9 protein-coding genes and 1 pseudogene are annotated in these 13,709 nt (G+C 70.8%); 7 read left to right on the top strand and 3 right to left on the bottom strand.

The features are described from left to right. Positions 1-185 precede the first annotated feature (185 nt). From NIE111_RS17095 to NIE111_RS17070, 6 genes and pseudogenes are all read left to right on the top strand, one after another. Complete coding sequence (locus NIE111_RS17095) at positions 186-1,058, top strand: type II secretion system F family protein (RefSeq protein WP_238685332.1); 873 nt, start codon at positions 186-188, stop codon at positions 1,056-1,058. 25 nt (positions 1,059-1,083) lie between these two features. Then, positions 1,084-1,287: a hypothetical protein gene (locus NIE111_RS17090; RefSeq protein WP_210784183.1), complete on the top strand. Its 204-nt coding sequence runs from the start codon at positions 1,084-1,086 to the stop codon at positions 1,285-1,287. Between the two features lie 5 nt (positions 1,288-1,292). Continuing rightward, positions 1,293-1,736, top strand: coding sequence for a TadE family protein (locus tag NIE111_RS17085; RefSeq protein ID WP_238685331.1), 444 nt, complete (start codon positions 1,293-1,295; stop codon positions 1,734-1,736). Further along, on the top strand, positions 1,733-2,200 hold the full coding sequence (locus NIE111_RS17080) for a TadE/TadG family type IV pilus assembly protein (protein ID WP_238685330.1): 468 nt from the start codon (positions 1,733-1,735) through the stop codon (positions 2,198-2,200). Before NIE111_RS17085 ends, NIE111_RS17080 begins: the two co-directional genes overlap by 4 nt. Then, a complete protein-coding gene (locus tag NIE111_RS17075) occupies positions 2,197-2,646 on the top strand; it encodes a pilus assembly protein TadG-related protein (protein ID WP_238685329.1) in 450 nt (149 codons plus the stop codon). The genes NIE111_RS17080 and NIE111_RS17075 overlap by 4 nt, the downstream gene beginning before the upstream one ends. A 14-nt stretch (positions 2,647-2,660) precedes the next feature. Beyond that, positions 2,661-3,761 (top strand): annotated as a pseudogene (locus NIE111_RS17070) (LysM peptidoglycan-binding domain-containing protein); the annotation flags it as partial. Positions 3,762-4,912: 1,151 nt separating this feature from the next. Here NIE111_RS17070 and NIE111_RS17065 read toward each other — a convergent pair. Beyond that, on the bottom strand, positions 4,913-5,767 hold the full coding sequence (locus NIE111_RS17065; protein WP_238678720.1) for a Rieske (2Fe-2S) protein: 855 nt from the start codon (positions 5,765-5,767) through the stop codon (positions 4,913-4,915). A 185-nt stretch (positions 5,768-5,952) separates the two neighbouring features. Between NIE111_RS17065 and NIE111_RS17060 the strand changes: the two genes are divergently transcribed. Then, entirely contained in the window at positions 5,953-6,753 is an 801-nt protein-coding gene (locus tag NIE111_RS17060) for a crotonase/enoyl-CoA hydratase family protein (RefSeq protein ID WP_238685328.1), read from the top strand. Between the two features lie 70 nt (positions 6,754-6,823). Here the strand turns inward: NIE111_RS17060 and NIE111_RS17055 are convergent, their stop codons facing one another. Together NIE111_RS17055 and NIE111_RS17050 are read right to left on the bottom strand one after the other, a co-directional pair. Beyond that, positions 6,824-10,519, bottom strand: a complete 3,696-nt coding sequence (locus tag NIE111_RS17055; RefSeq protein WP_238685327.1) for a galactose-binding domain-containing protein — start codon at positions 10,517-10,519, stop codon at positions 6,824-6,826. A 189-nt stretch (positions 10,520-10,708) separates the two neighbouring features. Next, positions 10,709-13,576: a galactose-binding domain-containing protein gene (locus NIE111_RS17050; RefSeq protein WP_238685326.1), complete on the bottom strand. Its 2,868-nt coding sequence runs from the start codon at positions 13,574-13,576 to the stop codon at positions 10,709-10,711. Positions 13,577-13,709: the final 133 nt, after the last annotated feature.

Here is a 13,709-nt window from a genome sequence, read left to right as displayed (position 1 = left end):
CCAGCCCGGTGAGCGCGAGGAGTGCAGCGCAGCGGAGCCCCGCAGTCGCGAACGAAAGGCCAGCCCGGTGAGCGCGAGGAGTGCAGCGCAGCGGAGCCCCGCAGTCGCGAACGAAAGGCCAGCCCGGTGAGCGCGAGGAGTGCAGCGCAGCGGAGCCCCGCAGTCGCGAACGAAAGGCGGCTCCCATGATCGTGAACTGGCATTTTGTCCTCGCGGTCTGCGGTGGCGCCGGGATCGGCCTGGGTGTGTTCCTGGTGGTCCGGGAGTTGGTGCCGGCGACACCGGCGCTCGGGCCTGCGCTGCGCCGACTGCACCAGCCGCCGGGCACCGGTCGGGTGGCCACGCCCGCGTCCCGGCGGCTCGACTGGCTGACCGGGATGTCCCGCTGGTTGCGGCCACCGCAGATGCAGCTCGCCCTGATCGGTCAGACCTCCGAGCAGTACGCGTTGTCGGTGCTGCTCTCCGCGCTGATCGGATTGGCCACACCGACACTGCTCGGGGTGGTGCTGTGGGTGCTCGGCATCCCGTTCCCGCTGGTCGTGCCGGTGCTGGGCAGCCTCGGCTTGGCGCTGCTGGCCGGCCTGCTGGCGCACCGCGCCGTGCTGACCAGGGCCAACGCCGCCCGCGACGAGTTCCGCCAGGCCGTCTGCACCTACCTCGACCTGGTGGCGTTGCAGCTCTCCGCCGCGCACGGGCCGGTGCAGTCGCTGGAGCGGGCGGCGGCGGTCTGCGACGGTTGGGTGTTCGACCGCCTCCAGGAGTCGCTGCGGATCGCCCAGATGCAGATGCACGCGCCCTGGGACGAACTGCGCGACCTGGCCGACAAGATCGGCATTCCGGAGTTGGGCGACGTCGGCGCGATCATGCGCTCCTCCGGCAGCGAGGGCGCTCAGGTGCACGAGACGCTGCGCAGCCGGGCCGACTCGCTGCGCGACCAGATCCGCACCGACAACCTGACGCGCGCCGAAGGGGTGACCAGCAAGCTCGACATCCCGGGCGCGCTGCTCGTCTTCGTGCTGCTCGGGTTCGTCCTCTATCCGTTCATCGCCCGTGTCTGACCCCTCCCCCTCGAAGGAGAACGCCATGTCCATCCTCAGCTATCTGCACGTCGTGGTGACGACGCGCCTGGCCGAGCTGCGCCGGGACGGTGAACGGGGCGACAGCCCGGTGCCCACCGCGGTGATCATCGCCGGCCTGGTCGCCGTCGCCATGGCCATCACCGCCCTGGCCCTGACCAAGGCCAAGGGTTGGATGGACGGCATCCCGGACTACACGGTCCCGAAGTAGCCGGGATGCGTCGAGCCGCGTACCCGAGGTGGAGCCGGGTGGTCAACGCCACCCGGCGCCGCCTCGCGGCCGGCGACCGGGAGCGGGGCGCCAACCCGGTGGAACTGGCCGTGATGATGCCGCTGATCCTGGTGCTGCTCTTCGCCTCGATCCAGGTCGCGACCGTCTTCCTCGCCCGCTCCACAGCGTTGAACGCCGCGCAGAGTGGCGTCAACGCGCAGCGGACCTACGAGGCGAGCAGCGGCGCCGGGGTGGACAGCGCCTCCCGCTTCCTGAGGGCCGCCGGCGGTTGGCTGGTGGGCTGGGACAAGGCCGGCCCGACCTGCGTGACCACCACGACCGACGTGACCTGCACGGTGAGCGGCCGGTCCCTGTCCGTGGTGCCGGGCGTGGACTTCGCAATACAGCAGACTGCCCACGGAACGGTGGAGAGGGTGACCCCGCCATGACCCGTACCGCCGAGCGGGGCTCGGTCTCCATCGAGGTGGCGGTGCTCGCGCCCGCGTTCATCGCGCTGATGGTGCTGGCCGGTGTGGTCGGGCGCAGCGCGGTTGCCGCGGAGGCGCTCGAAGCAGCCGCGCACGACGCCGCTCGGGCCGCGTCGATCTCCCGGAATGCCGACGTCGCCAAAGAAGAGGCGCGGGAGGCCGCCCAGAAACAGCTGGACTGGCACGGCCTGGCCTGCGCCAACGGCCTGGACCCGGCATTCAGCGGCAAGTCGCCCGGCAATGAGTCCAGCTTCGACAGAGCCTTCAGCAGCACAGTCGGTACGAACGCCACGGTGACGGTGACGATCAGCTGCCGCGTGTCCTTCAAGGACATCACCCTCGACATCCTGCCCGGGATGAAGAGTGAACGGCTGATCTCCGCGCAGTTCACCTCCCCACTCGACCGCTACCGGAGTCGGCAATGACGGCCACCACGTCGGCTGCCAGTCCCTCGCGGGCAGGTGAGCACGGCCGGGTGAGCATCTTCCTCGCGGTGACGATGGTCGGCGTACTGGCCATCATCGGCCTCTCCTTCGACGGCGCCGGGCAGCTCCGCACCCTGCAACGCGCCCAGAACCTGGCCGCCGAGGCGGCCCGGGCCGGCGGTCAGGCCATCGACCGGGCCACCGCCATCGAGGGCGGACCGAAGCGAATCAACGAGCCGGAGGCGCGCGATGCGGTCGCCAGCTACCTGGCCACCGTGAACACCGCCGGCCACACGGTGAACTTCCCCCAGGTCGACGGGGAATCCCTGATCCGAGTGACCGTCTCCATCACCTACCACCGCTCGATGGTCGGACCGTTCATCCAGCAGAAGACGGTCACCGTCACCGGCGAGGCGACCGCGCGTGCCATCACCGCAACACCGTAGGAAGGAAGGCAGCCATGCCCGTATCGGGTGGGTCCGTCGTACGGCGGACCGGACGGATCCTCACCGGCATCGGCGCGCTGGCCGTGCTCCTGGTGCTGCTGGTCGGCGCGCCGATCGCGCTGCTCGCCTTCGCCGGTAACCCGCTGCCCGATCACCTCCCCACGATCAGCGAGGTGGGCACCGCGCTGACCAGCCGGGACGACGGTCAGCTCTTCCTGCGGGCGTTGGCAGTGGCCGGTTGGTTCGGCTGGGCCACGTTCGCCTTCTCCGTCCTCGTCGAGTTGGGCGCACAGACCCTGCGCCGGCCGGCGCCGAAGCTGCCCGGGATGGGCCGCCAGCAGAAGGCCGCCGCCGCGCTGGTCGGCTCGGTCGCGCTGATCCTGGTCGCCAGCCCCGCCGCCGCCAGCGCCGCGGCGATCTACGGAACTCCGGTGTACGCGAGCCCGAGCGCAACGTCCGTCACCACCCTGGCCGCGCCGACCCGCGCCGCGACGACACCGGACACGGCCGCGCCGGTGGCCCGGGGCGGCCTGCTCGGCATGGCCGGGACAGGGCTGGCGGCAGGCGGTGCGCCGACGGCGAACGACGAGGCCGCGCCGGTGTACCGGGTGGCACGCGGCGACTACCTCGGGGGAGTGGCCGAGCGATACCTGGACGAGTTCGGGGACTACCGACAGCTCGCCAAGCTGAACAAGCTCGACAACCCGGACCGGATCCGCCCCGGCCAACTGCTCCGCCTGCCAACGGAGGCCGCCGACCAGGGGGCCCGGCAGCACGCCACCGGCCGGGTCGTCGACCGGCCCGCAGCGCCGAAGCCGCCCGCGCCCCGGCCGGCGCCCGAGCGGGCCGCACCGCCGCGGGTGGCCCCGGCACCACCCAGCGGTACGGAGTCAGCGGGCCAACCGCCAGCGATGACGGTCGGCGCAGCCCGGGTCGGTGCCGCCGATCGGGTGAACCGCCCGCTGGCGGTCTCCGCCGTACTGGCGGTGGCGAGCATCGTCGGCGCCCAGATCGGCGCGGTCCTGGGACTGCGCCGCCGTCCAGCCACCGCCGGGGCGGCTCCCCGACTGGCCGCCTCCTCCCGCACATCCCGCCGCGGCGCGGGCCGAAGCCGCGGTGGCGCGGGGGGAAGCGGTGGCGCGGGGGGAAGCGGTGTCGCGGGGGGAAGCGGTGTCGCTGGGGGAAGCGGTGGCGCGGGGGGAAGCGGTGGCGCGGGCCGAAACAGCGACCCGGGCCGAAGCAGTGGCGCGGGCCAAAGCAGAAGTGGCGTGGACCAAAGCGGTGGCGTGGGCCAAAGTAGCAGCGGCGCGGGCCGGCGGGGCAGTGGTGGGGCGGCCGGGAGCGGTGCCGCCTGGGCTGCCAGCCGGGCGGCGGCGGCCATCGAAGCACCGGCGACACCGCACGGCAGCGCGGCACCGGGCGGGAGCGACTTCGGACCTCGCGGCGGCGGGATGACGCCCACCGGCAGGGGGGTCGCACCTGCCCACACTGGGGTGACGCCCGCCGGAAGCGAAGTGGCGCCCGCCGGAAGCGGAATGGCCTACCCCGGCAGCACCGCGTTCCCGGGCAGCGGGATGGCTCTCTCCGGCGGCACGGCGCCCCACGGCGGCGGGATGACGGCCGCCGGCCCTGGCGGCTGGAGCGGTGACGAGGGCTGGGCCGGTGCTGGTGGCGAGGGCGGGCTGTTCGACGGCGGGCACGGCCTGGACTCCGTGCCCGACGGTCCGCCGGTGGGCCGACACCGACGCACCTGAGCGGGCCCGCACGATCTGGTGTCTCCGCCGTCCGGCGGAGGCTCGCGAACCCAGGCAGGGAGGTGCCGGGTGCCCCAGGCCAGCGACTCAGTCGGCCATCGCATACCGGGCCCACGACCTGGCTGACCACCCGCACACCCGACCGGCGATCCGGCTGACCACCCGCACACCCGACCGACGATCCGGCTGACCACCGATGCCGGAGTTGGTGTCTCCAGGTCGCGCCGGTCGCGCCCGCGACGGTCGAGGCCCGCCGCCTGGCGGGAGTGGCCGGGGCAATGTCTCCGAGAGCGATATGCCTGTGAGTCATAGAGATGACTCACAGGCATATGCGTCGTAGGCGTTACTGCCGCGCGGCGAGGAGCACCGGCGCGGGGCGACATACCCAACGCCGGAGGCACCTGGGTAAGGGCAGGGCGGCCAGCGCAGGGCGGCCAGCGCAGACGGTCAAAGCAGGCAGTCAGCGCAGGCGGTCAAGGCAGGCAGTCAGGCAGGCGGTCCAGGCAGGCCAGTCAGGGCAGGCGGGTCTGGAGCACGCCGTCCTGGATCCGGGTGGGCAGGATCTGCTGGTCGTTGCCGGACGGTCCCTGCACGACCTCACCGCCGTTGAGCCGGAAGGCGCTGCCGTGCCACGGGCAGACCACGCAGGCGTGGCCGTCGATCTCCTGCACCTCACCCTCGCCGAGCGGCCCGCTCTGGTGCGGGCAGCGCTCCAACATCACGGTCACCTCGTCGCCGTGCCGGTAGAGGATCACCGAGATGTCGTCGTCCACCTCTCGGGTGATCAGGGTGCGTTGCGGCAGCGTCGCCATGTCGGCCAGCGAGTGCCAGCCATCGGTCATCCGGTGCAGTTCGGAGACGCTCTGGTTGACCTGCGCCCCCTGCTTGTACGCCAGGTGACCCCCGATGTACGCGCCAAGGCTCACAGTGGAGAGCCCGAGGAAGCCGAGGGCACGACCCATTCCGTGGCGGCCGGACAGCCGGGCGGCCAACGAGCCGGCGTAGAGCGTCATACCGACGGTGTTGGCGGCGGCGTGCACCAGGCCGACCCGGCGCTGGTCCCGGGCGAGTGCCGCCCAGTCGTTCAGACCGGCGACCGCCGCCGGCAGCGCGCTGACGGTGCCCAGACCGACCAGCACGGTGGCGGGCCGGCGCTGCCCGGGCATGAGGTCCAGCACCGCGGCGCTGATCCACGCGCCGACCGGCACCTGCACCATCGCCGGGTGCAGCGGATGCCCGAGGGTCACCCCGTGCAGCAGGTCGCGCAGCCGGCGCGGACGCAGCGTTCCCAGGACGACCTTCTGCAACCGGTCACCCGCGCGGTCCAGCCGGGAGTCCTGCTCAACTTTCGTCAAAAGTGCTCGCACGAGTACCGACTTCCCGGCGATCGCCGTCGCAAACCGGTCGGCGGCGACAAACCTGTCGCACCACCCACACCGCCGATCTTGCAGTTTCTGCTCACATAATCCGGGGCACAAGCCGCGAAACGGCAACAGGAACTGCAAGATCGACGGGGATTGTGGGGGTGGGGGCGGGCCGGCATGCTGGCGGGATGGGTGTGCGGGTGGAGCGGGTCGGGGCGGTCACCACCGTCGTGCTGGATCGGGCGGACGCGCGAAACGCCGTGGACGGTCCTACCGCTCGGGCGCTGGCTGACGCGTTTCGGGCCTTTGACGCCGATCCGGACGCGGCGGTGGCGGTGCTCTGGGGCGCAGGTGGAACGTTCTGCGCCGGCGCCGACCTCAAGGCGATCGGCACACCGAGCGGCAACCGGGTCGAGCCGGAGGGGGACGGTCCGATGGGTCCGACCCGGATGACGCTCAGCAAACCGGTGATCGCGGCGATCTCCGGGTACGCGGTGGCGGGCGGGCTCGAACTGGCGCTCTGGTGTGACCTGCGGGTCGCCGAGTCCGACGCGACGCTCGGGGTGTTCTGCCGCCGCTGGGGAGTGCCGCTGATCGACGGGGGCACCGTCCGGCTGCCCCGGTTGATCGGCGAGAGTCGGGCCATGGACCTGATCCTCACCGGCCGCCCGGTGCCGGCCGACGAGGCGTACACGATGGGGTTGGTCAATCGGTTGGTGCCGCCCGGCCAGGCGCGGGCCGCGGCCGAGGAGTTGGCGGCGGCGATCGCCAGGCATCCGCAGACCTGCCTGCGCAACGACCGGGCGGCTCTGCTGGCCGGCGCGGGGCGGCCCGAGCCGGAGGCGCTGGCGACCGAGTTGGCGTACGGGATGGACTCACTGGCGACGGACGCGGCGGCCGGCGCGGCCCGGTTCGCCGCGGGCGAGGGCCGACACGGCGCGACGCCGCCGGGAGGGGTACACCCCCCGGCGGCGTCGGCTACCGGTTAGGCCTGTTTCCTGAGAACTGGCCGGCCTGCGGCGGGCCCGGCTCGACCGCCCTTATGAAACAGGCCCGAGCTCAGTTGCGGTTGATGGTGAAGGTTGTCGTGGGGTTCTGGATGTCCACCGCGTTGTTGCTCAACCGGAGGTTGTTGAAGGTCACCGACCCGACGGCCGGCCCCTGCCCGACCTCCGGCATCGGGTTCGCCCAGATGGCGAAGCCAGACTTCGCGTCGTAGGCGTCCCCGCTCTTCCGAGCGCCGCTGATCGAGACGTTGGTGAAGACCGTGTCGGTGATCGGGTTCTGCGGCTGCCCGCCGACGTAGTTGGTCTGGAACATGATGCCGCTGTAGGTCGGATCGATGATGTCGACATCGCTGACCCGGATGCCCTGGAACACCTTCGAGGCGGAGAAGACCCAGATCGCCGGGAAGGTCTGCCCGCCCCAGAAGTGCCCACCGGCCCGCACGATCGAGATGTTCTCGAACCGGGTCGGCGGGTTGGCACCGAACCCGTTCATCGGGTAGCCGAAGTCGAGCGAGCTGATGGTGATGCCCGAGTAGACCAGGGTGTCCGCGATGTAGATGTTGCGGAACGTGTTGCCGTAACCGCCGTACACGGCGACACCGGCGGCCCGCCAGGTCAGGGTCGAGGTCAGGTTCTCGTAGATGTTGTCCTTCATGTCGGCGCCGCCCGCGTCGATCGCCGAGAACAGCGCGAAGCTGTCGTCGCCGGTGGCCCGGGCGTCGTTGTTGCTGACCAGATTGTTGGTGCTGCCGTTGGTCATGTTGATGCCGTCGGCGAACATGTTCCGGATCCGGGAGTTCTTGATCGTCATGTAGTCGGTGTTCGCGCCCCAGTAGAGGCACACCATGTGCTCGTTCCAGATGTTGTCGATCACGATGTTCGACACGTTGGCGAAGTCGAAGACCTTGCCCGGACCGTCGATCCGCGAGGTGTAGTTGCCGAAGTAGGCGAAGTTCTTGAAGGACGAGTTCGCCGCCGAGTTCTCCGCCCGGAAGCCGATGTCGGTGTTGTCCTGGCCCGACGGAGCGTTGAACCGGGTGTACCAGGGGCCGGCGCCGGTCACCTGGACGGCCTTGCCGTACACCTGGAACTTCGACGAGGTGGAGTAGTTACCGGCCGGCAGGTACACGCCGACCAGGTTGCCGGTGGTGTCCATCCGCACCCGGTCCAGGGCGTTCTGCACGTCCTGGTGGGTGAAGCCGGTCGGCGTGGTGTAGCGGGCCGGGTCCGGGTTGGCGATCGGCGCCACCTGCTCCGTGTTGATGAAGTCGATGGCGTACGTGGTGGTGTTGGCCGGGTCCTTCTGGAGGCGGATCTTGCTGCCGGCCGGGACTGTGGAGTTGAGCATGACGTTGGCTTCGTCGTAGATGTGCCGGGGTCCGCCCGCGCTCGGCGAGTTGCCCGGGCTGGCCTCGTTGCCGTAGAGCCAGGCGTACCGGGACGTCAGGTCGATGGCCTTGTGGAACGTGCCGTTGACGTAGACGTTCAGCGTCGAGTTGATCCCACCGCCGCCCGGTGCGTCCGGGATGGAGAAGCGGGTGACCAGCGTGTTGGTGCTGGCCCGGGTGGTGAACTCGACGTAGCTGCCGGTCGAGTTCAGGGTCACCGCCCGCCGACCGGACGCCTCACCGGCCAGGTCGCCGATCTCCCGGTTCGGTCCGACGACGCTGGCGCCGCCGCCGATCGCACCGTCCTCGGCCTCGTACATGTCGTACGGCATGTTGGCGCCGCGACCGACGAAGAGCGGCCGGTCACTGGTGTTGTTGGCCTGCTTCACCGGCAGCTCGTTGCCGTCCACGGCGAGCACCACCCGGACGGTGTACTTGCCGTTCGCGGCGGTCCAGGTGCCCAGGTTGATCGGGCCGACAGTGGCTCCGGCGTTGATCACGCCGGAGTGCGAGCCGGTCAGGGTACGGACCACGGTGCCGGACTCGTTGAGCACGGTCAGGGTGATGCCGTGCGCACCGGAGGCGGACGCCTGGTTACCGGCGTTGCGGATGGACACGGAGAAGGTCACCGTGTTGCCCGCCGACGGGTTGCCCGGCGACCAGGCGACCGCCGAGGCGACCAGGTCGGAGCTGGCGACCGCGGCGACGACCAACGGGCTGGGGTTGGTGTAGCTGTTGTTGGTGTCGTCCTGCTCGACGACTGTGTTCGACTCGTCGACCTTGGCGCTGAGCGGGTAGCTGCCCGAGTCCCGGGTGCCGATGCTGGCGCTGACGGTGGTCGAGGCGCCGGCCGCGAGACCGCCGACCGAGGCCGTGCCCACCCGGGTGGAGCCCAGGTAGAAGTTGACGTTGGTCGCGCCGGAGGCCGCCGAGCCCGCGTTACGCACCGTAGCGGAGAGCGTGATGGTGCTGGTCTCCACCGGTGCGGACGGGCTGAACGACATGCCGGTAACGGTCAGGTCCGGGTTCGGCGCGGGGGTGCCGAAGACCTGGAACTCGGCCACCTGACCGGCCGGAGCACCGGTGTTCGAGGCGATCGAGAGCCGTACGTCGGCCGCCGCGCCGGAGACCGGGATGGTCACCGTGTTGCCGCTGCCCGGGTTGAAGGCGTAGTTCGCCGCGCCGACCAGGGTGGTGAAGCTCGACGAGCCCTGGTCGCGGCCCAGCACTGTGATGTTCTGGGTACGCGCGCCCCACGCCGAGTCCGGGTTGAGCTTCACGACGACCTGGCTGAGGCTGGCGTTCGCGCCGAGCTGCACTGTCAGCGTGCTCGGGTTGCCGTTGCCCTCCCAGTAGGTGGCCACGTTGTTGTCGTTGGCGTTTGTGGCCACGAACGTGTGCACGAACCCGGAGGCGGTGATCGGCTTGCCGATCGCCAGGTTGGAACCGGTCGGCGGGTTGCCGGTGCCGGTCCGGGTCACCGTGTTGCTGTTGGCCGACTGGTTGCCGGCCGCGTCCTTGGCCCGCACGTAGTACGACACCGTGGCAGTGGTCGGCTGGCTGTCGGTGTACGTGAGGGTCGAGCCGCTGACGCTGCCACGCAGCGCGCCGTTGGCGTAGACGTCGTAGCCGGTCACCCCGACGTTGTCGGTGGACGCCGACCAGGCGAGCCGGATCTGTCCGCTGGCCGGCTGGGTGTAGGCCAGGTTGCCCGGCACGCTGGGTGCCTGGGTGTCGTTGCTGCCGGTGGCGCCGTACACCTCGACCTCGGACAGCTGGGCGGCCGGCCAACCGGTGTTGCCGGTGACCTGCACGCGTACGTAACGGGTGCTGGCGGCGGTGAAGCTGACGGTCGCCGTGTTGCCGCTGCTCGGGTTGAAGGTGTAGCCGGCGGACGCCTTCAGGGTGGTGAAGGACGAGCCGTTCGTCGAACCCAACACCGACAGCGTCTGCGTACGGGTCTGCCAGTCCGACGCGGGCGGCAGCTTGAGCACCACCCGGTCGACGCTGACGGTGGCGCCGAGGTCCGCCTGGATCCACTGCGGGAACGCGTTGTTGGCGCTCTCCCAGTAGGTCGACGCGTTGCCGTCGTTGGCGTTGCCCGCCACGTAGTTCTGGTTGTAGCTGCTGGCGGTCATGGTGGCGGAGAGCCCGGCGAGCATTGCCACGCGGGCGGCGGCCGCTGACGGGTCGGCCGCCGGCGCCGCGCTCGCCATGGGGGTGACGACCGGGGCGGTGGCGAGGAGCATCCCGGCGAGCGCGCCGGCGAGCATCCGACGGCGGCCCGTGCGGGCGGTACGGGGGACGGTGGTGGGCGCGCCGGTTGGCGGCGTGCCTCGTCTGGTGCCGGTCCTGGACATGGGGTCGCTACACCTCTTTCGGGGGTGGGTGTGGGTGCGTTGCCCGGTGACGGGTGCAGGGGTACGCCCGTCGTTCCGCGACAGGTGGGGGACGGTGCGGGTTGGGGACGGGATCGGGCGGCTGGCGCGGCGTTGCGCCGGGGCGCCCGGACCGGGTGCCCCCGCCCGGTCCGGGCGGGGGCACCCGACCTAGCTGGAGTAGATCTCGAACTCGCTGAGCTGGCCGGCTGGCCAGCCGCTGTTGCCGGTGACGGTCAGCCGCACGTACCGCTGGGTGGTCGCCGTGAAGGTCACGGTGACCGTGTTGCCGCTGGCGGGGTTGAAGCTGTAACCGGCGGACGCCTTCAGCGTGCTGAACGTCGAGCCGTTCGTGGAGCCGAGCACCGCCAGCGTCTGCGTGCGCGTCTGCCAGGCTGATGAGGGTGGGAGCTTCAGCACGACCCGGGACACCGAGCGGTCGGCGCCCAGGTCCACTGTCAACGACTGCGGGAACGCGTTGTTGGCGCTCTCCCAGTAGGTGTTCGCGTTGCCGTCCACCGCGTTGGGGGCGGCGTACACGTCGGAGTGGCTGGTCTCGGTGATCGACCGTCCGGCCGCCAGGTTGCCGCTGGGCGGCGGCGTGGTCGGGGGCGGCGTGGTCGGGGGCGGCGTGGTCGGGGGCGGCGTGGTCTGGGTGCCGCCGTACACCTCGACCTCGGAGAGTTGCGCGGCCGGCCAGCCGGAGTTACCGGTGACGGTGACCCGGACGTAGCGGCGGTCACCGGAGGGCAGCCCGATCGACACGGTGTTGCCCGCGCCGGGGGCGAAGACCCGACCGGCGGACGACGCCAGTGTGGTGTACGACGAGCCGTCGGTGGAACCGAGCACCGACAGGGTCTGGGTGCGTTGCTCCCAGCCGCTGGGCAGCTTGAGCGCCACCCGGTCGACCGACCGGGACGCGCCCAGGTCGATGGTGACCGACTGGGGGAAGGCGTTGTTGGCGCTCTCCCAGTACGTCGACGCGTTGCCGTCGACCACGTTGGCGGCCGTGTAGCTCTGGTTGGTGCTGGTCGCTGTCGCCGGCCGGTTCAGGGCGAGGTTTCCACTGGTGGGGGGCGGGGTGGTCGGGGGCGGGGTGGTCGGCGGCGGACTGGTCGGCGGTGGCGAGGTCGGTCCGCCACCCCACTGGGGGTTCGGCCACGGGCCGCAGTACGGGGTCGGGGTGTACCAGCCGGAGTTGCCGGAGCCCTGGGTGATCTGGAAGCCGGCACCCACGCAGTTGTGCATCGGGTTGCTCTGCGCGATGTTGGTGGCCCGCACGTTGGTGAACGACACCTGACTGTTCGCCTGCACCTGGAGCGCGTACGTGCCGGCGCCGTCGATCCGTACGTTGTTGAGGTTGATCCCGTTGGTCTGGCCCTCGATCCAGTGCAGCGCCGCGTACGAGCTGTCCAGGATGTCGGTGTCGGTGATGTTGATGGTGGGGTTCTGGAACGCCTCGTTGAGCGCGGAGAACCAGATCGCCCCGACACCGAAGTTCCAGTTGTAGTCCGAGTTGCCGTTACGGATCAACGTGTTGCGGGCGATCGTCCAGGTGCCCTGGACTCCGGTGGCGCCCTGCACGCCGGGGTAGCGGTTCGCGACGTGGATGCCACCGCCGTTGGTCAGCGAGTCGGCCGTCACGTTGTCGGTGATCTTGATGTCCCGACCGCCGTAGCTGACCAGGTGGTTCGCCAGCAGGGTCACCCCGATGGTGTTGCGGGTGAAGGAGTTGTTGACGTTCGGCACGCTCTGCGCCCACATCGCCAACGCGTCGTCGCCGGTGTTGCGGACGAACGTGTTCGTCACCGTCGAGTTGGTCACGCCGGTGTGGAAGTTCACCCCGTCAGCGGTCTGGTCCAGGATCCGGCTGTTGCGGATGGTGAAGTTGTCCATCGGGCCGTCCATCCACGCCCCGACCTTGGTGTTCTCCAGCCAGAGGTTGTCCACCACCGAGTTGGTCATCGCCCCGCCCAGGGCGTTGACCTGGTCGTCGTCGATCCGCTCGCGGATGTCGCCGATGATGGCGAAGTCCCGCAGCGTGACGTTGCGGCTCGGCCCGTTCGCCTCGTGTGCGCGGACCGGGCCGGTGTAGCCGCCACCGGGGACGTACTTGCCGTAGATGCCGACGGACCTGTTCCGCTCGGTGGGGTGCCGGCCGCCGAGCACCGAGTACCAGGGGCCCGCGCCGCGCAGTGTCACCCCGTCGACCACCACGTGATCCCAGAGGGTGAAGGTTCCGGTCGGGATCCAGACCGCCCGGCCCTGGGCCTTCCCGGCGTCGACAGCCGCCTGGAACTTCGCCGTCGAGTCGGTAGCGCCGCTCGGGTCGGCGCCGAAGTCGGTGACCACGTCGAGCACACCGGAAGGCTTGGTGATCGCCGGGGCGACCAGCTCGAAGTCGGCCAGGTCGATGGTGAACGTGGGCGACTGCGCGGTCGAGGAGACCTGGAAACGGATCTTCGTGCCGGCCGGCTGGGTGCTGCCGAACATGGCCCGGGTCTCGTCGTAGAAGTGGTGCGGGTTGGTGTCACCCGGGTTGTTGTTGAACGGGTATCCGCCGTAGTACCAGCCGTACCTCGACGTGACCGCTACCGACTTCAGCAGCGACCCGTTGGCCCGCAGGTCGATGGCGGCGTCCCGGCCGGTGCCGGCCGGGCTGTCCGGCAGGCTGTACCGGAAGGTGACAGCGTTGGCCGGGGCGGTGAGGGTGAACTCGACGTACTCGCCGACGGCGTCGAGGGTGACCGCCTCCCGACCGGACGCCTCGGACGGCAGCGTGCCGTACCGCCGGTCCGGGCCGATCTTCGTGCCGTTGTGGGCGGTCTCCTCCGCCTCCTGCTCGACGAACGGAACTGTGGCGCCCCGGTTGGGGATGTCGAAGGGGGACAACCCCGCCGCCGAGGCCGGGGTAGCGGTGCCGGTGACCGCGAGGACGGTGACCGAGGTGGCGGCGAGCACTGTGGCGGCGATGGCGGCCAACAGTGCGCGGGCCGGGTGTCGAAGGTGGTGCGGGGTGCCGGTGGTGTGGTTGGCCATGAGCTGCGCTCTCCCTTTCGTCAGGCAGGCCAGATCCCCCCGTGTCGGTGCGGTGTCGCGCGTCCCCCCTCGGTTCTCCCTTCTTGGTGGCGTGGTGCCGGCGACCGGGACGGGCCGCCGGCACCACGGCGAG

It is taken from the genome of Micromonospora hortensis, assembly GCF_022230935.1.
Classification (GTDB): Bacteria; Actinomycetota; Actinomycetes; order Mycobacteriales; family Micromonosporaceae; genus Micromonospora; species Micromonospora hortensis.
The sequence above is the reverse complement of the archived record's forward strand: the minus strand, read 5'-3'. Positions and strand labels throughout refer to the sequence as shown.

Coding starts and splice junctions, on each gene's coding strand:
- NIE111_RS17095 (WP_238685332.1), top strand. CDS start 186: ATGATCGTGAACTGGCATTTTGTCCTCGCGGTCTGCGGTGGCGCCGGG.
- NIE111_RS17090 (WP_210784183.1), top strand. CDS start 1,084: ATGTCCATCCTCAGCTATCTGCACGTCGTGGTGACGACGCGCCTGGCC.
- NIE111_RS17085 (WP_238685331.1), top strand. CDS start 1,293: ATGCGTCGAGCCGCGTACCCGAGGTGGAGCCGGGTGGTCAACGCCACC.
- NIE111_RS17080 (WP_238685330.1), top strand. CDS start 1,733: ATGACCCGTACCGCCGAGCGGGGCTCGGTCTCCATCGAGGTGGCGGTG.
- NIE111_RS17075 (WP_238685329.1), top strand. CDS start 2,197: ATGACGGCCACCACGTCGGCTGCCAGTCCCTCGCGGGCAGGTGAGCAC.
- NIE111_RS17060 (WP_238685328.1), top strand. CDS start 5,953: ATGGGTGTGCGGGTGGAGCGGGTCGGGGCGGTCACCACCGTCGTGCTG.
- NIE111_RS17055 (WP_238685327.1), bottom strand. CDS start 10,519: ATGTCCAGGACCGGCACCAGACGAGGCACGCCGCCAACCGGCGCGCCC.
- NIE111_RS17050 (WP_238685326.1), bottom strand. CDS start 13,576: ATGGCCAACCACACCACCGGCACCCCGCACCACCTTCGACACCCGGCC.